The sequence below is a fragment of the Kitasatospora sp. NPDC086009 genome, from assembly GCF_044540385.1.
Taxonomy (GTDB): Bacteria; Actinomycetota; Actinomycetes; order Streptomycetales; family Streptomycetaceae; genus Kitasatospora.
Window position 1 is genome coordinate 267,106 of record NZ_JBITSA010000001.1, and the last position, 21,728, is coordinate 288,833.

The 21,728-nt window shown below is 73.9% G+C and carries 20 protein-coding genes; 8 read left to right on the forward strand and 12 right to left on the reverse strand.

The features are described from left to right. Window positions 1-94: 94 nt before the first annotated feature. From ACIF6L_RS01250 to mug, 6 genes are all read left to right on the forward strand, one after another. Window positions 95-1,627: an APC family permease gene (locus ACIF6L_RS01250; protein WP_380382346.1), complete on the forward strand. Its 1,533-nt coding sequence runs from the start codon at window positions 95-97 to the stop codon at window positions 1,625-1,627. Further along, window positions 1,624-2,061: a hypothetical protein gene (locus tag ACIF6L_RS01255; protein WP_396485694.1), complete on the forward strand. Its 438-nt coding sequence runs from the start codon at window positions 1,624-1,626 to the stop codon at window positions 2,059-2,061. The genes ACIF6L_RS01250 and ACIF6L_RS01255 overlap by 4 nt, the downstream gene beginning before the upstream one ends. 43 nt (window positions 2,062-2,104) lie before the next feature. Next, window positions 2,105-3,457, forward strand: a complete 1,353-nt coding sequence (locus tag ACIF6L_RS01260; RefSeq protein WP_359834830.1) for a dipeptidase — start codon at window positions 2,105-2,107, stop codon at window positions 3,455-3,457. A gap of 205 nt (window positions 3,458-3,662) precedes the next feature. After that, window positions 3,663-4,781, forward strand: coding sequence for an aminopeptidase P family protein (locus ACIF6L_RS01265; RefSeq protein ID WP_329488203.1), 1,119 nt, complete (start codon window positions 3,663-3,665; stop codon window positions 4,779-4,781). 196 nt (window positions 4,782-4,977) lie between these two features. Then, window positions 4,978-5,982, forward strand: coding sequence for a phosphatase PAP2 family protein (locus ACIF6L_RS01270; RefSeq protein WP_396485697.1), 1,005 nt, complete (start codon window positions 4,978-4,980; stop codon window positions 5,980-5,982). A 74-nt stretch (window positions 5,983-6,056) separates the two neighbouring features. After that, window positions 6,057-6,611, forward strand: coding sequence for a G/U mismatch-specific DNA glycosylase (gene mug, locus ACIF6L_RS01275; protein ID WP_396485699.1), 555 nt, complete (start codon window positions 6,057-6,059; stop codon window positions 6,609-6,611). A gap of 48 nt (window positions 6,612-6,659) precedes the next feature. On the opposite strand, the gene ACIF6L_RS01280 is transcribed toward mug, so the two are convergent. From ACIF6L_RS01280 to ctaD, 4 genes are all read right to left on the reverse strand, one after another. Then, window positions 6,660-7,061: a YccF domain-containing protein gene (locus ACIF6L_RS01280; protein ID WP_329488206.1), complete on the reverse strand. Its 402-nt coding sequence runs from the start codon at window positions 7,059-7,061 to the stop codon at window positions 6,660-6,662. Between the two features lie 185 nt (window positions 7,062-7,246). Further along, window positions 7,247-8,257, reverse strand: a complete 1,011-nt coding sequence (locus ACIF6L_RS01285) for a M56 family metallopeptidase (protein WP_396485701.1) — start codon at window positions 8,255-8,257, stop codon at window positions 7,247-7,249. Between the two features lie 3 nt (window positions 8,258-8,260). Next, window positions 8,261-8,686 (reverse strand): BlaI/MecI/CopY family transcriptional regulator, encoded by a 426-nt coding sequence (locus tag ACIF6L_RS01290; protein WP_329488209.1) that lies wholly within the window; start codon window positions 8,684-8,686, stop codon window positions 8,261-8,263. A 96-nt stretch (window positions 8,687-8,782) separates the two neighbouring features. Continuing rightward, window positions 8,783-10,441 (reverse strand): cytochrome c oxidase subunit I, encoded by a 1,659-nt coding sequence (gene ctaD, locus ACIF6L_RS01295; RefSeq protein WP_359803665.1) that lies wholly within the window; start codon window positions 10,439-10,441, stop codon window positions 8,783-8,785. A gap of 327 nt (window positions 10,442-10,768) precedes the next feature. On the opposite strand from ctaD, the gene ACIF6L_RS01300 reads away from it, so the two are divergent. After that, window positions 10,769-11,239 (forward strand): hypothetical protein, encoded by a 471-nt coding sequence (locus ACIF6L_RS01300; protein WP_352286288.1) that lies wholly within the window; start codon window positions 10,769-10,771, stop codon window positions 11,237-11,239. A gap of 59 nt (window positions 11,240-11,298) precedes the next feature. Here ACIF6L_RS01300 and ACIF6L_RS01305 read toward each other — a convergent pair whose 3' ends face one another. Further along, window positions 11,299-12,252, reverse strand: coding sequence for a DMT family transporter (locus tag ACIF6L_RS01305; RefSeq protein WP_396485703.1), 954 nt, complete (start codon window positions 12,250-12,252; stop codon window positions 11,299-11,301). Between ACIF6L_RS01305 and ACIF6L_RS01310 the strand changes: the two genes are divergently transcribed. Beyond that, window positions 12,251-13,720, forward strand: coding sequence for a PLP-dependent aminotransferase family protein (locus ACIF6L_RS01310; protein WP_396485705.1), 1,470 nt, complete (start codon window positions 12,251-12,253; stop codon window positions 13,718-13,720). The genes ACIF6L_RS01305 and ACIF6L_RS01310 overlap by 2 nt on opposite strands. Before the next feature lie 57 nt (window positions 13,721-13,777). On the opposite strand, the gene htpX is transcribed toward ACIF6L_RS01310, so the two are convergent. The 7 genes from htpX to ACIF6L_RS01345 all read right to left on the reverse strand — a co-directional run bounded on the left by htpX (window position 13,778) and on the right by ACIF6L_RS01345 (window position 21,664). Further along, window positions 13,778-14,641, reverse strand: a complete 864-nt coding sequence (gene htpX / locus ACIF6L_RS01315) for a zinc metalloprotease HtpX (RefSeq protein ID WP_329488213.1) — start codon at window positions 14,639-14,641, stop codon at window positions 13,778-13,780. Window positions 14,642-14,781: 140 nt separating this feature from the next. Beyond that, the gene (locus ACIF6L_RS01320; protein ID WP_396485707.1) at window positions 14,782-16,383 is read right to left on the reverse strand and encodes an NADH-quinone oxidoreductase subunit N; all 1,602 of its coding nucleotides are present in this window, start codon (window positions 16,381-16,383) and stop codon (window positions 14,782-14,784) included. Window position 16,384: 1 nt separating this feature from the next. Then, window positions 16,385-17,941, reverse strand: coding sequence for a NuoM family protein (locus ACIF6L_RS01325; protein ID WP_396485709.1), 1,557 nt, complete (start codon window positions 17,939-17,941; stop codon window positions 16,385-16,387). A 66-nt stretch (window positions 17,942-18,007) separates the two neighbouring features. Then, window positions 18,008-20,050 carry an NADH-quinone oxidoreductase subunit L gene (locus tag ACIF6L_RS01330; RefSeq protein WP_396485711.1) on the reverse strand — a complete coding sequence of 681 codons (2,043 nt, stop codon included), beginning with the start codon at window positions 20,048-20,050 and terminating at the stop codon, window positions 18,008-18,010. Beyond that, window positions 20,047-20,415 carry an NADH-quinone oxidoreductase subunit NuoK gene (gene nuoK, locus ACIF6L_RS01335; protein WP_352286278.1) on the reverse strand — a complete coding sequence of 123 codons (369 nt, stop codon included), beginning with the start codon at window positions 20,413-20,415 and terminating at the stop codon, window positions 20,047-20,049. Before nuoK ends, ACIF6L_RS01330 begins: the two co-directional genes overlap by 4 nt. After that, the gene (locus tag ACIF6L_RS01340; RefSeq protein WP_396485713.1) at window positions 20,415-21,113 is read right to left on the reverse strand and encodes an NADH-quinone oxidoreductase subunit J; all 699 of its coding nucleotides are present in this window, start codon (window positions 21,111-21,113) and stop codon (window positions 20,415-20,417) included. Before ACIF6L_RS01340 ends, nuoK begins: the two co-directional genes overlap by 1 nt. After that, window positions 21,110-21,664 carry an NADH-quinone oxidoreductase subunit I gene (locus ACIF6L_RS01345; RefSeq protein ID WP_329488219.1) on the reverse strand — a complete coding sequence of 185 codons (555 nt, stop codon included), beginning with the start codon at window positions 21,662-21,664 and terminating at the stop codon, window positions 21,110-21,112. The genes ACIF6L_RS01340 and ACIF6L_RS01345 overlap by 4 nt, the downstream gene beginning before the upstream one ends. Window positions 21,665-21,728: the final 64 nt, after the last annotated feature.

Consider the following 21,728-nt stretch of genomic DNA (forward strand, 5'->3'; position numbering starts at 1 on the left):
GGTACGGCCCGCCCCCGGGGCTCTCCCGGGGCGAACCCCACCGCCGGAGCGGACCCCCGGTGGACGTACCCCGGGCCGCACCCGAGGAGGACGCATGAGTTCGATGGAGGCACCCTCGCCCGGCCGGGGCAGCCCCGGCCCGAGCGCCGCCCGCAGGAGCGGCGGCGCGGTCGCCACCCGGATGGCCGGCGCACCACGGATGTCCTGGCTGACGCTGGCGCTGATGACGACCAGCTCCGTGGCCAGCCTCCGGGCCGCGCCGACCATGGCGGTCTACGGCCTGGCCTGCGTCTTCCTCTACCTCGTCCCCGCGATCGTCTTCCTGCTGCCGACCGCGCTGGTCTCCGCCGAGCTGGCCTCCGGCTGGGAGGGCGGCGTCTACCGGTGGGTGTCGGAGGGCCTGTCGAAGCCGCTGGGCTTCCTCGCCGTCTGGTGCCAGTTCGCGATGACGATCTTCTACTACCCGTCGCTGCTCGCGTACGTGGCCTCGACGATCGCGTACGTGGTCAACCCGGCGCTGGCCAGCAACGGGCCCTACACCGCCGTCGTGATCATGGTGCTGTACTGGACCGGCGTCTGGGTCTCCTCGCGCGGGACGAAGGCCGTGGCCGGCCTCTCCTCCTGGGGCCTGGTGATCGGCACCCTGATCCCCGGCACGCTGCTCGTGGTGCTCGGCCTCGTCTTCCTCGGCCAGGGCAACACCTCGGCCGCCCCGATGAACGCCGCGCACCTCTTCCCGCAGTGGACCGGCCTGGCCAGCCTGGTGCTGATCGTCAACAACTTCCTCAGTTACTCCGGCATGGAGATGAACGCGGTGCACGTCTCCTCGCTCCGCGATCCGGCCCGGGAGTTCCCGCGGTCGATGTTCACCGCCTCCGGGATGGTCCTGCTGATCTTCATCCTGCCCGCGCTGGCGATCAGCTGGGTGGTGCCGTCCAGCCAGCTGAGCCTGACGGCCGGCGTGATGCAGGCCTTCGACTCCTTCTTCCAGTACTTCCACATCGGCTGGCTCACCCCGGTGATCGCGGTGGCGCTGATCGCCGCCTCCCTCGGCGGCATGCTCACCTGGCTCGCCGGACCGTCCAAGGGCCTGCTGATGATCTCCCGCCAGGAGGGCTACCTGCCGCCATTCCTGCAGCGGCTGAACAAGGAGGGGATCCAGCAGAACCTGCTGGTCACCCAGGGTGTGGTCACCACGGTCATCGCCCTCGCCTACGCCCTGATCCCGAACGTCTCCAGCGCCTACTGGATCTTCTCGGTGATCACCACGCAGGTCTACCTGATCGTCTACCTGCTGATGTTCGCCGCCGCGATCCGGCTGCGCCGCACCCAGCCGGACCACCCCCGCGGCTACCGCGCCCCGGCGCTGGTCCCGGTCTGCGTGACCGGCCTGATCGCCTCGGCGGCCGCGATGGCGATCGGGTTCGTCCCGTCCTCGCAGTTCGGCAGCGGCAGCGTCTGGTCGTACGTCGCGATCGTCGGCGGCGGCCTGGTGCTGCTCGGCCTGGTGATCCCCTACCTGTTCCTGAGGCTGCGCAAGCCCTCCTGGCGCAACGCCGACGCCCAGGCCGAACTGGCCGAGCAGGAGGCCGAGGAGCGGCGCGGCACCACCGGAGGTGCGGCATGACCGGCACCGTGATGGCCTCCCGCCACCGCTGGATCTACCTGGGCGCGATCGTCCTGCTGGTCGGCATGCTGATCACCGGTCTGCTGACGTACTCCCAGCTGCACAGCACCAACGAGGCCAACGACAAGGCCAAGCAGCTCTCGTCCGCGCTGACGGCGGCCGGCTACCCGGTGCCCAGCCAGAGCCAGATCGTGCACACCCTGGGCGAGGACGGCGGCGCGGTCTGCGAGAACCCGGCCGACGCGCTGAACCAGGCGCAGTGGAAGTACGGGATGTCCAACGGCGCGGGCGGTCCCGGGCAGCGGCCGGTGCTCTCCGACCGCGAGGTGGTGTTCGCGGAGTCGATCGTGCTCTCGGTGTACTGCCCGGACAGGCTCGCCGACATCCGGCAGAAGATCGACGACCTCAAGCTCCGTGACACCGTGCGCAATTGACGATCAGCCCACCGAACCGACCGATCGCCCAGGAGCCGTACCCATGACCGACGAACTCGCCCGCCGGATCGCCGCCCTGATGCCCCGGGCCAAGGACGACCTGGCCGAGCTGGTCGCCATCCCCTCCGTCGCCGACCCGCGCCAGTACCCGCCGGAGAAGTGCCGCGAGGCCGCCGAGTGGGTCGCCGCCGCCTTCACCGGGGCCGGCCTGCGCGACGTCCACCTGGAGGAGACGCCGGACGGCAGCCACGCCGTGATCGGCCACCGCCCGCCGCCGCCCGGCGCCCCGACCGTCCTGCTCTACTGCCACTACGACGTCCAGCCGCCGCTCGACGACGCCGCCTGGACCTCCCCGCCGTTCGAGCTCACCGAGCGCGACGGCCGCTGGTACGGACGCGGCACCGCCGACTGCAAGGGCAACATCGTCATGCACCTCACCGCCCTGCGGGCGCTCGGCGACGACCTCCCGGTCGGCATCAAGTTCGTCGCCGAGGGCTCCGAGGAGCAGGGCACCGGCGGGCTGGAGGCGTACGTGCCGCCGCACGCGGGCGAGTTGCACGCCGACGCCCTGCTGGTCTGCGACACCGGGAACGCGGCGGTCGGCGTGCCGACCGCCACCACCTCGCTGCGCGGGGTCACCAACGTGGTGGTCGGCGTCTCGACCCTCGCCGGCGACGTGCACTCCGGCATGTTCGGCGGGCCCGCCCCGGACGCCCTGGCCGCGCTGATCCGCGCCCTCGACTCGCTGCGCGACGCCGAGGGCGGCACCCGGATCGACGGCCTGGACTCCACCGGCACCTGGCGCGGCGTCGGCTACGACGAGCAGCAGTTCCGCACCGACGCCGGGGTCCGGGAGGGCGTCCGGCTGACCGGTTCCGGCACCGTCGCCGACCGGCTCTGGGCCAGGCCCGCCGTCACCGTGCTCGGCATCGACTGCCCCCCGGTGGTCGGCTCGGCGGCCGCCGTCCCGGCCACCGCCCGCGCCCGGGTCAGCCTGCGGGTGCCGCCCGGCACCGACGCGCGGGCCGCCCAGGATGCGCTGACCGCGCACCTGAAGGCCGCCGTGCCGTGGGGCGCGCAGGTCACGGTCGAGCCGGAGAGCGTCGGTTCGCCGTTCCAGGCCTCCACCGGCGGGCCGGCGTACCAGGCGCTCGACCGGGCCATGCGGGAGGTCTACGGCAAGCCGATCTCCTTCCTCGGCCAGGGCGGCTCGATCCCGCTCTGCAACGTGTTCGCCCGCACCTACCCGGACGCGGAGATCATCCTGATGGGCGTCGAGGAGCCGCGCTGCCTGATCCACGCGCCCAACGAGAGCGTCGATCCCGGCGAGATCGAACACATGGCCCACGTCGAGGCGTTGTTCCTCCGGCACTACGCCGGGTCCGCCCGGACGTGAGGGAGTTCGGTACGCGCGACAGCCCGCGCCCGGCGGCCGGCCCGACCCGGACGGCCACCGGTCCGGGCCCGGTTCCAGAACGGGAAGGACAGCGGGGAAGACAGCGGGAAAGACAGCGGGGAAGACCCAACGGGACAGAAGCGGAATTCCGGTACGGGGCAGACGCAGCACTTCCGGTACGGGACAGACGCAGAGAGGAACCCTCATGCCACGACCGTTCACCACCGAGGACTACACCGCCCGGATGGCCCGGGCCACCGCCGACGCGGCCGCCGCCGGACTCAGCGGCCTGGTCGTCGCCCCCGGCCCCGACCTGGTCTACCTCTGCGGCTACCAGCCGACCGCGATCACCGAACGGCTGACCGCGCTGCTCCTCACCGACGGGCGCGAACCCGCCTTGATCGTCCCCAAGTTGGAGCGGCCCGACGCCGAACGGGCCACCGGCGCCCCCGGCCTGCGGCTGCTCGACTGGACGGACGGCGAGAGCCCCTACGACACCGCCGTCCCGCTGCTCGACCCCGCCGGCCGCTACGGCGTCTCGGACAACGCCTGGGCGATGCACCTGCTCGGCCTCCAGGCCGCCCTGCCGGGCGCCGGCTGGACCTCGCTCACCGAGGCGCTGCCGATGCTCCGGGCGGTCAAGGACACCGACGAGCTGGAGCGGCTGGCCGCGGCCGGCGGGGCCGCGGACGCCGCCTACCGCGGCATCCTGGAGGTGCGGTTCGCCGGCCGGCGGGAGACCGACGTGGCCGCCGACCTCAGCGCCCTGCTCATCCAGTACGGGCACAGCCAGGTCGACTTCACCGTGGTCGGCTCCGGCCCCAACGGCGCCAACCCGCACCACGAGGCGGGTGACCGGGTCATCGAGGCCGGGGACACCGTCGTCCTGGACTTCGGCGGCCTCAAGGACGGCTACGGCTCCGACACCACCCGGACGGTGCACGTCGGCACGGACGTCCCGGCCGAGGTGCGGACGGTGCACGACGTCGTCCGGCAGGCGCAGCAGACCGCGTTCGAGGCGGTCCGGCCCGGCGTGACCTGCCAGGAGATCGACCGGATCGCCCGCCGGGTGATCACCGAGGCCGGGTACGGCGAGTACTTCATCCACCGCACCGGGCACGGCATCGGCATCACCACGCACGAGCCGCCCTACCTGGTCGAGGGCGAGGAGCAGCCGCTCGTCCCGGGGATGTGCTTCTCGATCGAGCCCGGTGTCTACCTGCCCGGCCGCTTCGGGGTGCGGATCGAGGACATCGTGACGGTGACCGACCAGGGCGGCCGGCGGTTCAACAACACGCCCCACGAGCTGGGCACCGTCTCCTGACCGCCGTCTCCTGACCACTGCCGACCGGCCCCGCGACCTGCGGCGGAGTCCGCCCGCACCGCGCCGCACGGGGCCGGGCGGGGGCGGGCGGGCGGGCCAGGCCGTTCCGCTGTCCGGCGTCTTTCTGAGTCTTTGCTGGACGACAGGCCGTTCGCGTGAAGAGTTCTCAAAGAATGCCTTGCTAGCTTCGGCTGGCATGACCAAACTGCTCCGCCCGGCGCCGCCCCCACCCGCGAGCGCCGGGCGGCTGCGTCCGGTGACCCGGCCGCTGCCCGGTGCGCGCGCCAGCGCACTGACGCGGCTGCGGCTCCTGGCGTGGCCGCTCTACCTCGTCGCCCTGCTCTGGTACGTGCGCACGTACGGCCTGCCGTACTCCAACGACGTGGTCTTCTGCTGGCTGATCGGCGCGCTGCTGGCCGCCGCCGTGCACAGCGGCCACGGGACGCGCGGCTTCCTGCTGGTGCTGCGCGACTGGGTGCCGGTGATGGCCGTCGTCTGGGCGTACTCGCTGCTGCGCGGGTACGGCGCGCACACCCCGTGGGCCCCGCACTGGCGGCCGCAGCTGCGCGCGGACGAGCTGCTCGGCTTCGGTGAGACCTGGACGGTCCGGCTGCAGCACGGGCTCTACACCGCCGGTTCGCCGCACTGGTACGACTACGCGGCGGTCCTCGTCTACATGTCGCACTTCTTCATGATCTTCGTGGTGCTGGCCGTGCTCTGGCGGCGTCGCCACGACCGGTTCCGGCACCTGCTCACCTGCTACCTCGCGCTGACCTTCGCCGGTTTCGCGACGTACATCCTGTTCCCGGCCGACCCGCCATGGCTCACCGCGCAGGAGGGCCACATGCCGACGCTCACCCGGGTGGTGTCGGACGTGCTGACGCAGAGCGGGCTGCCCCGGGCCGGGTCGGTCTTCGAGAACGGCAGCCGGTTCGCCAACGACGTCGCCGCGATGCCCTCGCTGCACTCCGCGTACCCGGCGATGCTGCTGTTCTTCTTCTGGCCGACGGCCGCGCGGTGGGTCCGCGGGCTGCTGGTCGCGTACCCGCTCGCGATGGCGTTCACCCTGGTCTACGGGGCTGAGCACTTCATCGTCGACATCTTCGCCGGCTGGGCGTACGCGGCGGCGGTGGTCTACGGCGTGCGGTGGCTGCGCGCACGGCGCCGGGCCCGGCTGCTGGCGGTGGCCGTACCGGGGTAACCGCGCCGCCCGGCCGGGTGCGGACCGCACCACCCCCGTACCCGGCCGGCGGCCGCCACCGGCAGACTGGGCGGGTGACCGAGACGCCCAGGAAGCCCACGCAGGACCAGCTGCTCGCCGCTCGCGGCAGCACCATCGCGGACATCGTCGGCCCCGGGCTCCGGGTGCTGTTCTGCGGGATCAACCCCGGCCTCTGGTCGGGCGCCACCGGTCACCACTTCGCCCGGCCGGGCAACCGGTTCTGGCCCGCGCTGCACCGCTCCGGCTTCACCCCGCGCCAGTTCCGCCCGGACGAGCAGCGCGAGCTGCTCGACCTCGGCCTCGGCATCACCAACGTCGCCCCGCGCGCCACCGCCAAGGCGGACGAGCTCACCGCCGACGAACTGCGCGAGGGCGGGGCCGCGCTCGCCGCCCGCGTCCTGGCGCTGCGCCCGCGGGCGCTGGCCGTGCTCGGCATCGGCGCTTACCGGACGGCCTTCGGCCGGCGGACGGCGGCGGTCGGCCGGCAGCCGGAGGGCCTCGGGGAGACCGAGGTCTGGGTGCTGCCCAACCCGAGCGGGCTCAACGCGCACTACACGCTGGACGCGCTGGCGCGGGAGTTCCGGCGGCTGCGCGAGGCCGTGGAGTGACCGGGGGCGGGACCGCCGGAGGGCCGACAACCGGCCCGCGGGGGCGGTTCAGCGCGCGCCGAACCGCTCGTCGGTGGGTACCACCTCGCGCCCCAGCGGCATCAGCGAGATCGGGATCATCTTGAGGTTGGCCCAGCCGAACGGGATCCCGATGATCGACACGAACAGCGGGATGCTCGTCGCGATGTGCGCCAGCGCCAGCCACCAGCCCGCGAACACCAGCCAGATCACATTGCCCACGCAGGACGCCGCCCCGGCCTCCGGCCTCTCCACCGTCGTCCGGCCGAACGGCCAGATCACGAAACCGGCGATCCGGAACGAGGCGATGCCGAACGGGATCGTGACGATGAGGACGCAGCAGATGATGCCGGCGATGACGTAGCCGAGCGCCATCCAGATCCCGCAGAAGATCAGCCAGATGGCGTTCAGGACGAACTCGATCACCTTCATGGTGGGCACCCTCTCACGACGGACGGCCGACCCCTATGACGTGCCATGCCCGCTGTCCGCCGTGTCTACGCCGCCGACCGCCGACCCGCCCGCCGGACCGACCGCAGAACCGACGACCGAACCCACCGCCGAACCGGCCCGCCACGCGCGGTCCGCCGGTGCCGGGCCCCTACAGCGCCCGGCCCCTACAGCGGGGTGACGGCCTTCAGCACCAGCAGCAGCGCCACCGCCGCGTTGACCGCGCAGAGCGCCGACGCGGCCGTTCCGATCGCCGCCACCATGGCCGCGAGGCCCGCCCGGGTGTGGGCCGGCGGCCAGTTCCGCGAGGACGGCACCGGGCCGAGCAGCGCGGCCACCCGGCGCGGCACCGGGCCGGGCACGGCCCCCGGCGCGGCGAAGGCGGCGAAGCCGGGAGCGGGCGCCCGGTGCGAGACCAGCGCCGCCCGGGCCACCGCCCGGGCCGTGATCCGCCGGTCGCCGACCGCCTGGGCCGACTCCTCGTCCGCCCACCGCTCCGCGCTGTACGCCACCGCCTGCTGCAGGGGCCGCAGGAACGGGTTGACGCAGCCCGCGAGTTGGGTGATCAGCAGATAGCGGTGGTGCCGGTGCTCCAGGTGCGCCCGCTCGTGCGCGAGCAGCGCCTCGCGCTCGTCGGCCGCCAACCCGGCCAGCATCCCGGTGGAGACCACCACCCGCCCCGGCGAGCCGGGCAGCGCGTAGGCGTAGGGCCGGTCGTCCGGCAGCACCGCGAGGTCGTCCGGGAGCCCGCCGGGCGTGCCGCCGAGTCCGTACCCGGCGGTCCCGGCGAGTCCGTACCCGGTCGTGCCGCCGAGGTCGCGGCCGAGCGCCCGGCGGGCCCGGGACCGGATCCTCAGGTGTCGCACCACCGTGCGCAGACAGGCCCCGGCCACCACGGCCAGGACGCAGATCGCCGCCGTGCCGACCGTCTCGTGGTACGGCAGCGCCGCCCGCACCTCCGGGTCGGACCAGCTGTCCGGCAGCGGGTTGCCCGGGATCTGGGCGGTGCCCACCACCCCGGTCAGGCCGAGGCAGACGGCGCTGCACAGCGCCATCACCGCACTGATCACGGTCAGCAGCCGGGACGCCCCGCGCGGATGCAGGTGCTGTTCGGTGAGCCGGGCGATCGGGACGGCGGTCAGCGGCAGGATGAGCGGGAGGAAGACGAAGACGCCCACGGGTCAGCTCTCGTGGTCGGCCACTGCCGGGTCGGCGCCGGCGCTGTCCAGCAGCGTCCGCAGCAGCTCCTCGTCGTGCGGCAGCAGGGCGGTGACGAAGCTGGCCAGGACGGCGTCCCGGTCCGGCTCGCCGTCCAGCATCCGGCGCATCCGCAGTGCGGCCAGCCCGGCCGCGTCGGAGGACGCCTGCCAGAGGTAGGAGCGGCCCGAACGGGTCCGCGAGACGGCCTTCTTGGCGTGCAGCCGGGACAGGATGGTCATCACGGTGGTGTACGCCAGGCCGCCGTCCAGCCGCTCCTGCACCCAGACCGCGGTGGCCGGGCCGGGCGCCCGCTGGAGCACCGCCAGCACCTGGGCCTCCAGCTCGCCCTGGCCTCGCCGGCGGGCCCGTGGATCCCCGGCCGCCGGGGCGTGCCTCTCCTCTGCCATGACGGCCACTCCCTCCGGATGCCGCGCCCCGCAGCCGGCGGGACGCGCTCTCATCCTAACGAGCGACCGCCGGCCCCCGGCCGCCCACCGGCCCGCTCAGACCAGCGGCTCACGGGCGTTCTGCCGCCGGTCCAGCTCGGCGATCCCGGGGTGGTGCAGGTCGAAGGCCGGGGACTCCGATCGGATCCGGGGCAGGGTGACGAAGTTGTGCCGCGGCGGCGGGCAGGAGGTGGCCCACTCCAGCGACCGCCCGTACCCCCACGGGTCGTCCTCGGTGACCCTGCGGCCGTACCGCGCGGTGTGCCAGACGTTGTAGAGGAACGGCAGGGTGGAGATGCCGAGCAGGAAGGAGCCGATGCTGGAGACGGTGTTCAGCGTGGTGAAGCCGTCCGAGGCCAGGTAGTCGGCGTAGCGGCGCGGCATGCCCTCGGCGCCCAGCCAGTGCTGCACCAGGAAGGTGGCGTGGAACCCGACGAAGAGCGTCCAGAAGTGGATCCGCCCGAGCCGCTCGTCCAGCATCCGTCCGGTGAACTTGGGCCACCAGAAGTGGAAGCCGGCGAACATCGCGAAGACCACGGTGCCGAAGACCACGTAGTGGAAGTGGGCGACGACGAAGTACGAGTCCGAGACGTGGAAGTCGATCGGCGGCGCCGCGAGCAGGACCCCGGTCAGCCCGCCGAACAGGAAGGTGACCAGGAAGCCGACCGTCCAGAGCATCGGGGCCTCGAAGCTAAGCGAGCCCTTCCACATGGTGCCGATCCAGTTGAAGAACTTCACCCCCGTCGGCACCGCGATCAGCATCGTCATGATCGAGAAGAACGGCAGCAGCACCTGGCCGGTGACGAACATGTGGTGCGCCCAGACCGTGATCGACAGGCCGGTGATGGCGATGGTGGCGGCGATCAGCCCGGAGTAGCCGAAGACCGGCTTGCGGCTGAAGACCGGGATGATCTCGGTGACGATGCCGAAGAACGGCAGCGCGATGATGTACACCTCCGGGTGCCCGAAGAACCAGAACAGGTGCTGCCAGAGCAGCGCCCCGCCGTTCGCCGCGTCGAAGACGTGCGAGCCGAACTTGCGGTCCGACTCCAGGCAGAGCAGCGCGGCCGCCAGCACCGGGAAGGCGAAGAGCACCAGGACGGCGGTGAGCAGGATGTTCCAGACGAAGATCGGCATCCGGAACATCGTCATCCCGGGGGCCCGGAGGCAGACGATCGTGGTGATGAAGTTGACCGAGCCGAGGATGGTCCCGAAGCCGGAGAAGGCCAGGCCCATGATCCACAGGTCCGCGCCGAGGCCCGGGCTGTGCTCGGCGCTGTTCAGCGGCGCGTAGGCGAACCAGCCGAAGTCGGCCGCGCCGTCCGGGGTGGCGAAGCCGTAGAGGGCGATCAGCGAGCCGAACAGGTAAAGCCAGTAGGCGAGCGCGTTCAGCCGGGGGAAGGCCACGTCGGGCGCGCCGATCTGCAACGGCATGATCCAGTTGGCGAAGCCGGCGAACAGCGGGGTCGCGAACATCAGCAGCATGATCGTGCCGTGCATGGTGAAGAGCTGGTTGAACTCCTCGTTGGAGAGCAGTTGCAGCCCCGGCCGGGCCAGCTCGATCCGCATCAGCATCGCCATCAGCCCGCCGACCAGGAAGAACAGGAACGCGGTGGTGATGTAGAGGGTGCCGATCCGCTTGTGGTCGGTGGTGGTGAGCCAGCCCACCAGGGCCCGGCCGCGTCGTCGGCGCGCGGCCGCCCGCCGGCGGTCCAGTCGCGGCGTGCGCGACGGGCGCGGAGCCCGCTCCACGGCGTCCTTCGGCAGGAGAGTCACGCGGCGCACCTTCCGTCCTCGGGGCCGGGCCCCGGTCGAGCCCGCCGGCCCGGGCCCGGACAGCAGTCGGACAACGACTACCAGCCGCCGCCCGGCCCCGCCGGGGGCGCGCGGGTCCGGTCACCCGAACAGGCGCGGTCCGGTTGCCCGGCGCCCGGCCGCGGCGGACGGTCGAGGTCCGTACCCCTTTCCGTGCGCCTGTTCGCCGTCGGTCCGGCTCCGGCCGGGTACCGCCGACGACGCCGGCCCGCGGCCCAGGAGGAGTCCATGAGCACCTCGTCGCCCACCCCCGACCAGCCCCCGCCCTGGCGCTCCGGCACCGGGGCGCCGCCCCCGCCGCCATCGGCCGACCGGTTCCGTGACTGGGCCCCCGGCCTGGTGATGTTCGCGGGTGTGCTGATGCTCATCAACGGCTTCATGGAGGCGGTGCGGGGCATCATGGCGGTCGCCGACGACGACATCTTCGTCTCGACCCCGCGCTACGTCTTCCGCTTCGACCTCACCGGGTGGGGGTGGGTGCACATCGTCATCGGCGCCCTGGTCGCGGTGGTCGGTGCCTTCGTCCTCAAGGGCGCCGCCTGGGCCCGCTGGGCCGGTGTGTTCCTCACCGCGCTGAGCGCCCTGGACAACTTCCTGGCCCTGCCGTACTACCCGCTCTGGTCGATCGTGGTGATCGCCCTGGACGTCTTCATCATCTGGGCGCTCTGCGTCTACCGGCCGGAGGACGACGTGTACTGACCGGCCGCACCGACCCGCCCCGCGCCCGTACCGCACCACCGGTACGGGCGCGGGCCGTCTCAGCTGCGGGCGCGCTGGGTGACCGCGATGCAGACCAGCACCACCACCGCGGTGACCGGCGCCGCCACCGGCAGCTCCTCGCCCAGCAGCAGCACCGCCCAGACCAGCGTCAGCAGCGGCTGGGCGAGCTGGAGCTGACTGGCCCTCGGCACCCCGATCGCCGCCATCCCCCGGTACCAGAGCACGAACCCGCCGAGCTGCGACACCGCCGCCGTGTACGCCAGCCCGGCCAGCGCCTTCACCCCCGGGTGCGCCGGCTCGCCCGGCAGCGCCAGCGCCGTGGTCACCACGGTGACCGGCAGCGCCGCGACCACCGCCCAGGCGATCACCTGCCACCCCGGCAGCTCCCGCGAGATCCGCCCGCCCTCCGCGTACCCGGCCGCGCAGACCACCAGCGCGGCGAACAGGTAGAGGTCGGCGGTGGTCGGCCGCCCGTGGCTCTGCAGCAGGGTGAAGGCCAGCACCGCCGCCGCACCGGCCAGCGCCGCGCACCAGAAGGCCCGGGACGGGCGCCGGCCGGTGCGCAGCGCCGAGAACGCGGCGGTGGCGAGCGGCAGCACACCGATGACCACAGCCGAGTGGGCGGTCGAGGAGGCCCGCAGCGCCAGCGTGGTGAGCAGCGGGAAGCCCAGCACGCAGCCGGCCGAGACCACCAGCAGCCCGGGCCAGTGCCGGCGCGCGGGGATCGGGACCCGGGCGGCCGCCAGGCAGAACGCGGCGAGCAGCCCGGCCACGGCGCCGCGCAGGCCGGTCGCCGTCCACGGACCGAACCCGGACAGGGCCCAGGCGGTCGCGGGGAAGCTGAAGGAGAAGGAGAGGACGCCGAGGGCCGCCAGGGCCGTACCGGAGCTGCCCGAGCTGGCTGAGCTGGCTGAGCTGGCTGAGCTGACTGAGCCGATCGGTGCCTGCGGTGCTATCGCGATCGGGCGGGTAGCGCTATCTTGTGCCGTCATGAACGAGCGTAGCAGCGTGACCGATCTGGCCGACAGCCTGCGCCGGGAGGTCGAGCGCTACCCGGAGGGACGCAAGCTGCCGTCGAGCCGGGCCCTGATGGAGCGTCACCAGGTCAGCCCGGTGACGGTCTCCCGGGCGATCGCCGTGCTGGCGGCCGAGGGCCTGGTGGTCTCCCGGCCGGGCGCCGGGGTCTTCCGGGCCGCCGCCTTCGCGGGCGGCGGCACCACCGGCGGCGGTTCGCCGCTCGCCGCGCCGACCGCCCGGCCCGGCGACCTCTCCTGGCAGGAACTCGCGCTGAGCGCCGACGCGGGCCCGCGCGACCGGGGCGCGGGCGCGCTGTTCGCCACCCTGAACGTCCCGCCGCCCGACGTGGTCGACCTGAACGGCGGCTACCCGCACGCCTCGCTCCAGCCGGAGCGGCTGCTGGCCGCCGCCCTGGCCCGGGCCGGCCGGCGGCCCGGCGCCTGGGAGCGCCCGCCGGTCGACGGGCTGACCGAACTGCGCGCCTGGTTCGCCCGGGACATCGGCGGCAACGGCGGGCCGCTGGGCGCGGGCGACGTCCTGGTCACGGCGGGCGGGCAGAGCGCGCTGACCGTCGCGATCCGCTCGCTGGCCGCCCCGGGCGCACCCGTGCTGGTGGAGTCGCCGACCTACCCCGGGACGCTCGCGGTCGCCCGCGCGGCGGGCGTGCGGCCGGTCCCCGTCCCGGTGGACGAGGACGGCGTGCGCACCGACCTGCTGGCGGCGGCCTTCGACGCCACCCGGGCCCGGGTCTTCGTCTGCCAGCCGCTGTTCCAGAACCCGACCGGCGCGGTGCTCTCCCCCGAGCGGCGCGCCGAGGTGCTGCGGATCGCCCGGACGGCCGGCGCGTTCGTCGTCGAGGACGACTTCGCCCGCCGGCTGGTCCACGCCGACTCCCCCGCACTGCCGCGCCCGCTCGCCGCCGACGACCCGGACGGCGTGGTGGTCCACCTGCGCTCGCTGACCAAGGCCACCTCGCCCAATCTGCGGGTCGGCGCGCTGACCGCCCGCGGCCCGGCCCTGCGGCGGCTGCGGGCGACCCAGGTGGTGGACAGCTTCTTCGTGCCCCGGCCGCTCCAGGAGGCGGCACTGGAACTGGTCGCCGACCCGGGCTGGGCGCGCCATCTGCGCACCCTCGGCGCCGAGCTGCGCGACCGCCGGACGCTCACGGTGGCCGCGCTGCGCCGCGAACTCCCCGGGCTGCTCGGCCCGCACCGGCCCGGGGGCTACCACCTCTGGCTGCGGCTGCCGGAGGGCACCGACGAGGCCGCGCTGGCCACCGCCGCGCTGCACGCCGGAGTGCTGGTCGCCCCCGGAAGCCCCTACTACGCCGCCGAGCCCCCGGCGCCCCACCTGCGGCTGAGCTATGCCGCCGTCGACAGCCCGGCCCGGATCGCCGAGGGCGTCCACCGGCTGCGCCGGGCCTACGAGGGTCTCACCGGCTGAACGCGGCCGGCCGCCGAGCGGGCGGGCGGGCGGGGGCGCGGGGCAGGCGGGCCCCCGTCAGCCCCGGTAGCCCGCCATCCGCTCCAGGCGGGCGATCCGCTCCGCCATCGGCGGGTGCGTCGAGAAGAGCTTCGTCCCGGCCTCGCCCGGGCGGAACGGGCTGGCGATCATCATGTGGCTGGCCGTCTGGAGCTGCGGCTCCGGCGGCAGCGGCAGCTGCCGGGTGCCGACGTCCAGCTTGCGCAGGGCGCTCGCCAGGGCGAGCGGGTCGCCGGTGATCCGAGCACCGTCGGCGTCGGCCTGGTACTCCCGGGAGCGGCTGACGGCCAGCTGGATCAGCGAGGCGGCGAGCGGCCCCAGGATCATGATCGCGAGCATCCCGAAGAGCCCGGGGCCGTCGTCGTCGTCGCTGCGGCCGAACGGCACCAGCCAGGCGAAGTTCACCAGGAACATCACCACCGAGGCGAGCGCCCCGGCGACCGAGGAGATCAGGATGTCCCGGTTGTAGACGTGGCTCAGCTCGTGGCCGAGCACCCCGCGCAGCTCCCGCTCGTCCAGCAGCTGGAGGATGCCGTCGGTGCAGCAGACCGCCGCGTTGCGCGGGTTGCGACCGGTGGCGAAGGCGTTCGGGGCCGGGGTCGGGGAGATGTACAGCCGCGGCATCGGCTGGCGGGCCGAGGTGGAGAGCTCACGGACGATCCGGTACAGCCGCGGCGCCTCGATCTCGCTCACCGGGCGGGCCCGCATGGCGCGCAGGGCGAGCTTGTCGCTGTTCCAGTACGCGTAGGCGTTGGTCCCGAGCGCGACCAGCAGGGCGATCACGAAGCCGGTGCGGCCGAAGAAGCTGCCGATCACCAGGATCAGCGCCGAGAGGCCGCCGAGCAGTGCGGCGGTCCTCAGTCCGTTGTGCCGGCGGTGCACGGCAGGCCCTCCAATGGTGCGGTGGGGAAGCCCTCGCTGCCTCGTCCCTCTGCCCGCTCAACGGGCGAGCCCGGCGGCCTTGTTCCCTTGTGACCACCGCTACACCCGGACCGCCCAGCCGCCCGCCCCGGCCGACGGCCTCAGAACAGCGTGCCGCCGACCACCTGGAGGACCAGCTGCGGGGCCACCGAGAGCACCACGGCCACCGAGGCGGTGAGCCCCAGGGTGGCCGTCAGCGATGCCGGCAGCCGGCGCTCGGCGACGGCGGTGACCGCGTCCTGCGACGGCGCCGGAGCGAAGAGCCGCGCCGTCCAGAGCAGGTAGTAGTACAGCGCGATGACCACATTGACGGCCATCACCACGGCCAGCCAGCCCAGCCCGGCGTCGACGGCGGCGCGGAACACCACCACCTTGCCGAACAGGCCGATCACCCCGGGCGGGAGCCCGGCCAGGCAGAGCAGGAAGAACGCCAGCGCCAGGGCCGTCCAGCGGCGCCGGGCGAACAGGCCGCGGAACTCGTCCACGCTCGTCCCGGCCCGGCGGCCGACGGCGGCGACCACCGCGAAGGCGCCCAGGTTCACCACGCCGTAGATCAGCGCGTACGCGGCGGTGGCGCCCAGGCTGTCCGCCCCGGTCCGTGCGTAGCCGGCGGCGGCGAGCGGCACCAGCAGGTACCCGGCCTGGCCCACCGAGGACCAGGCGAGCAGCCGCACCGCGCTGTACCGGGTGTCGAACCGCTGGCGCAGCGCGCCCACGTTGCCGACCGTCATGGTGACGGCGGCCAGCACCGCGAGCACCAGGCCCCAGGTGTGCGCGTACGGCCGGAAGGCGATCGTGGTGACCAGCGCCAGGCCGGAGAGGCCGGCCGCCTTTCCGACCACCGAGAGGTAGCCGGCCACCGGCAGCGGGGCGCCGACGTAGGTGTCGGGCACCCAGAAGTGGAACGGGACGGCGGCGACCTTGAAGGCGAAGCCGACCAGGGTGAGCACCGCGCCGGCCTCGGCCAGCGGCTTGAGCTGGGCGGGGGCGTGGGCCAGGCCCTCGGCGACGGCGCCCAGGTGCAGGCTGCCGCTCGCGGCGTAGACGAAGCCGATGCCGAGCAGCATCACCGCGGTCGCGGTGACGGAGGAGAGGAAGAACTTCAGCGCGGCCTCCGCGCCCCGGCCGTCCCGGCGCAGCGCGACCAGGGCGAAGGCCGGCAGCGAGGCCACCTCCAGGGCGACCACCAGGGTGGCGAGGTCCCGGGAGGCGGGCAGCAGAGCGGCGCCGGTGGCGCTGGAGAGCAGCAGGAACCAGTACTCGCCGCCGGGCAGCCCCGCGGCGGAGCCGTCGTCCGATGCCGGGCCGTTCACGGTGGGCATGGAGAGCAGCGCGGCGATCAGCGCGCCGCCGAGCGCGAGCAGCTGGAAGACCAGCGCGAAGTGGTCCGCGACGTAGGAGCAGCCGGTGTCCCGCACGCAGAAGGTGCTCCGGGGCGAGCCGCCGGTGAGCGGGAGCAGGGCGAGCAGCGCGAGGGCGAGGCCGCCCACGGCCAGGGCGCCGAGCAGCTTGCGGTGGCGCGCGGGCAGGAAGAGGTCGGTGACCAGCACCGCGAGGGCGGCCAGCGCGGCGATCAGCGGGGGCGCGATCGCCACCCAGTCCACGGACTGGATCAGGCTGCCCGGGTCGGCTACGGCGAGGGAGGTCACAGTGGGCTGCCCCGTGGATTGAGGTCCGAGTGCGGCGAGCTGGGGTCCGAGCATGTCAGCCACCCCCGAGGAGGTGCTTGACGGCCGGGTCGGAGAGACCGAGCAGGAGCGCGGGCCAGAGGCCGGCGAGCAGGGTGAGGGCGGCCAGCGGGGTCCAGCTGACGGCCTCGTACGGGCGCAGGTCGGCGAGCTCGGCCACCGGGGCCGGCTGCTTCGGGTCGCCCATGCAGACGCGCTTGACCACCATCAGCAGGTACCCGGCGGTGAGGAGGGTGCCCAGGCCGGCCAGCACCATGTAGGTGACGAACGCGGGGCGCGAGAGGCCCTCGGCCGGGTCGAACGCGCCGAACATCGCGAGCAGCTCGCCCCAGAAGCCGGCCAGCCCCGGCAGGCCGAGGCTGGCGACGGCGGCGAAGGCCAGCAGGGCGCCGATCCGCGGGGCCCGTCCGTAGAGGGCGGCCCCGGTGGAGCCGGCCAGGGTGTCGAGGTCCGCCGTGCCGTAGCGGTCCTTCAGGGCCCCGACCACGAAGAACAGCAGGCCGGTGATCAGCCCGTGGGCGATGTTGGCGAACAGCGCGCCGTTGACGCCCACCGGGGTGAGGGAGGCGATGCCCAGCAGCACGAAGCCCATGTGGCCGACGGAGGAGTAGGCGATCAGGCGCTTGAGGTCGCCCTTGGCCCCGGGCCGGGCCAGCGCGAGGCAGGCCAGCGAGCCGTAGACGATGCCGACGGCGGCGAACGCGCCCAGGTAGGGGGCGAGCGTCGCGGTACCGTCCGGGACGACCGGGAGGAGGACCCGGACCAGGCCGTACGTCCCCATCTTCAGCAGCACGCCGGCGAGCAGCACCGAGCCGACCGTGGGGGCCGCCGTGTGCGCGTCCGGGAGCCAGCTGTGCAGCGGCCAGGCGGGGGCCTTGACCACCAGCCCGACCATGATCGCCAGGGCGGCGACCACCTGGGTGGTGTGGCTCAGGCCGCTGCCGTGCGCGGCGGCCAGCGCCTGCATGTCGAAGGTGCCCGCCTTGCTGCCGACCAGCAGGAAGCCGAGCAGCATCACCGCCGAGCCGAGCAGCGTGTACAGGATGAACCGGTTGGCGGCCGGCACCTTCGCCCCGGTGCCCCAGCGGGCGATCAGGAAGTACATCGGGATCAGCACGATCTCGAAGGCCAGGAAGAAGAGCAGCAGGTCCAGCACCGCGAAGGTGGCGAGCATGCCGACTTCGAGCAGGAGGAACAGCCCGGTGAAGGCCCGGGCCGAGGGGACGCCCTCCCCGGTCGGCAGCCGCTTCTCCGAGTACAGCGCGCAGAGGAAGGTGAGCAGCGCGGTCAGCACGATCAGCGGGAGCGAGACGCCGTCCACGCCGAGGTGGAGGCGCACGCCGATGGCCGGGATCCAGGACACGTCGGTGGTCGCCTGCATCCGGCCGGGCCCGTCGTGGTCGAAGCCCGCCGCGAGGACGATGCCGAGCACCAGGACGGCGCCGGTGACCACGGTGTTCAGCCGCAGCGCGCGCCGGTCGGCGGCGGCCGGGTCGGCGCCGAACGCCGGTACCAGGGTCAGCGCGGCCCCGGCCAGCGGCAGCACCAGGAGGGCGATGAGGACTGCGTTCATCGGGGGCTCCTACGGGCTGCGGTCGGCGGGGCTGGGCGGCGGGGCTGCCTGTGCTGGTCCATCCGGCTACACCGCCACCAGGACGGCCAGCAGGACGACGCCGGCGAGCAGCGCGCTGAGGTAGGTCTGCGCGTTCCCGGTCTGGGCGAGCCGGACGGCCCGGCCGAGCAGGCCGGCCGCCGTCCCGCTGCCGCGCACGTACGTCTCGACGACCTCGCGGTCGAGGAAGCGGACCAGCCGGGCCGCGGCGGTCACCGGCCGGACGAACAGCGCGCTGTAGAGCCGGTCGACGCCGAAGCCGTGCCGGGCCGGGCCGAACAGCGGGCCGAGCAGGGTGCGGCCGGGGTCGGCGACGATCACCTCGGCGGCCGGGGCGCCGGCCTGCTCGGGCACCCGGCCCAGCGGTGCGGCGGGCGGCAGGCCGGCGCCGAGCCGCGCGGTGGCGGAGCGCCAGGCCCCGTACGCCAGCAGCGCGCCGACCACGGCGAGGCCGGTGCCGGTCACGGCGGTGACGGCCGAGGGCCGCAGCGAGCCGCCGTCCAGCAGCGCGGGCAGCCAGTCCGAGCGCAGGCTCGTCACGCCGAAGGCCATGGTCGGGACGGCCAGCACCCAGAGCGGCCAGCGCATCGCGGGCGGCTCGGCGGTGGCCGGGTCGGCCTCGTCCACCTCGGGCGAGTAGGGCGCGTCGGCCTCGTGGTCCGCCGGCGAGGCGGGCGTGGTGGGCGCGGCGGCGCCGGCGGCGGCCGGGCTGTGGAACGCCACCAGGAACAGCCGCGCCGCGTACGCCGCGGTCAGCAGGGCGGTGAGCGCGGCCGAGATCAGCACGATCCAGCCGGCCGACTGCGGTACCGCGGACACCGGGCCGAGGCCGTTGGTCAGCGCCTCGCCGTTGGCCGCGTGCTCGGCGGCGGTCAGCACCGCCTCCTTGCTGAAGAAGCCGGAGAACGGCGGCAGCCCGATCAGGGCGACGAGCGCGATGCCCATCGTCCAGTAGGCGTCCGGCACGCGCTTGCGCAGCCCCGGCATCCGGGACATCGCGGAGATCGAGTTGGTGTGCGCGGCGTGGATCACCACACCGGCCGCGAGGAACAGCAGTGCCTTGAACGCCCCGTGGCTGACCAGGTGGAAGACGGAGGCCTCGCGGTCGCCGGCGGCCAGGGCGCCGGCCATGTAGCCGAGCTGCCCGACCGTCGAGTAGGCGAGCACCCGCTTCAGGTCGTCCTGGGCGAGCGCGCAGAGCGCCGAGCCGATCATCGTCACGGCGGCCATCACCGCGAGCACCACCAGCGCCGCGCCGGAGAGCAGGAAGACCGGCAGCAGCCGGGCGACCAGGTAGATGCCGGCCGCGACCATGGTGGCGGCGTGGATCAGCGCGGAGACCGGCGTCGGACCGGCCATCGCGTCCGGGAGCCAGGTGTGCAGCGGGAACTGCGCGCTCTTGCCGGCCACGCCGGCGAGCAGCAGCAGCGCGGTCAGCGTCGGGTGGCCGAGCCGCCCCTCGGCGGCGGCGGCCAGAACGTCAGAGATCCGGAAGCTGCCGGCGTCGGCGCCGAGCAGGAAGATGCCGAACAGGAACGGCACGTCACCGAGCTTGGTGACCAGGAAGGCCTTCAGCGAGGCCGACCGGGCGTCCGCGGTCTCCCAGTGGTGGCCGATCAGGAAGTACGAGCAGATGCCCATGACCTCCCAGCCGACCAGCAGCACGATCAGGTCACCCGAGTAGACGACCAGGAACATCGCCGCCGTGAACAGTGAGACCAGCGCCGCGTACGACGGGTAGCGCGGGTCGTCCTTGAGGTAGGCGGTCGAGTACACCTGCACGCAGGTGGCGACCAGGCCGACCAGCACGGAGATCAGCGAGCTGTAGCCGTCCAGGTAGAGGCCGAGCGTGAGGTCCGGCCCGCCGGTCGGGGTGAGCCGGGTGCCGGCCTCCAGCACCTGGCCGGTGCCCAGCTGGAGGGCGACCACCAGGGCGAGCACGGCCGAGACGGCGACCGGCACGATCGCCAGCGGCCGGGCCAGACCGGGCGCGCGCCTGCCGACGGCCAGGGTGGCGGCCGATCCGAGCGCGGGCAGGACGGGGACGAGGACGGGCAGGGCGAGGTTCATGCGGCGGCCTGGCCCTTCAGTGCCCCGGCGCCGGCCGGCGCCTCCTCGGCGGACTCGGCGGGATCACCGAGCGCGGTGGCCCGGTCGATGTCCGCGGTGCCCCGGGCCCGGAAGAGCAGCAGGACGATGGCGAGCCCGAGGCCGATCTCGGCGGCGGCGATGGTGATGGTGAACAGGGTGAGCGCCTGGCCGGCGTGCAGGGAGTCCCGCAGCCAGGCGTCGAAGGCGACGAGGTTGAGGTTGACGGCGTTGAGCATCAGCTCCACGGACATCAGCACCAGGACGACGTTGCGCCGGGCGAGCACGCCGTACACGCCGACGCTGAACAGCAGCGCGGCGAGCACGACGGGGTAGGCGAGATGCATCAGCTCTCCTCCGCCGAGGTCGTCGGGGCGGGAGCCGCGGGCTCGGCCGGGGCCTTCGGCGCGGTGGCGGCGACCGTCCCGTTGGAGCCCACCGGCCGGCCCGCGCGCAGCTTGGCGGCCCGGGGCGGCGGCACCCGCCGGCCGGCCCCGCGGGACAGCACGATCGCGCCGACCAGTGCGGCCAGCAGCAGCACCGAGAGCGCCTCGAAGGGCAACACCCAGGTCCGGAACAGGCTGGTACCCGTCGCCTGCGCCGAACCGCCGCCCCCGCCGAGGTCGATCCACGACGTCCGGAAGGCGTCGACGAGCAGCGTCACCAGCGTCCCGGCCGTGGCCAGCGCCACCACCAGGGCGACCCAGCGGTTGCCCGAGTCGGCGTCCGGCGAGCGCCCGATCGGCGCCCGGGTGAGCATCAGCCCGAACAGCACCAGGACGACCACCGAGCCGAGGTAGATCAGCACCTGCACCCACGCGATGAACTCGGCGGTGAGCAGCAGGAACTCCACCGCCAGGCCGCCGAGCGCGACCACCAGCCAGAGCGCGGCGTGCACCAGCTGCCTGGTGGTCACGGCCGTCACGGCCGAGCCCAGCACGGCGACGCCGACCAGCAGGAAGACGATCTCGACCCCGGTCGGGGAGAGGAACGAGCGGGCGGCCGGGTCCAGCGACCCGGCCGCGGTCAGCAGGGCGGCACTCATCGCGGGTCACCCTCCTCCGGCGCCGCCGAGGCGGCGGCGGCCAGCTTGTCCGCGGCCTTGCGCGCGGTGGCGATCTCCTTGGGCTCCTCGGCCGCCGGGTCCAGCGCCGGCGGCGCCGGCACCGTCCACATCCACTCGCGGAGCTTGTCCCGCTCGTGGGTCAGCTCCAGGATGTCGGTCTCCGCGTACTCGAACTCCGGGGACCAGAACAGCGCGTCGAACGGGCACACCTCGATGCAGATCCCGCAGTACATGCAGAGCGAGAAGTCGATGGCGAAGCGGTCCAGCACGTTGCGGGTCCGGGCGCGGGCGTTCGGGTCGGCGGCCGGCAGCGTCTCCTTGTGGGAGTCGATGTAGATGCACCAGTCCGGGCACTCGCGGGCGCACAGCATGCAGACCGTGCAGTTCTCCTCCAGCAGCGCGATCACGCCGCGCGAGCGCGGCGGCAGCGCGGGCTGCACGTCGGGGTACTGCGCGGTGACGGTCTTCTTCGTCATCGTCCGCAGGGTGACGGCCAGGCCCTTGGCCAGTCCGGAGCCGGGGAAGCTCATGCGCCCACCCCGCTCCGCCGGGCCGGGGCGTCGGCCCCTGCGTGCCTGTCGGCCACGAGCTCGC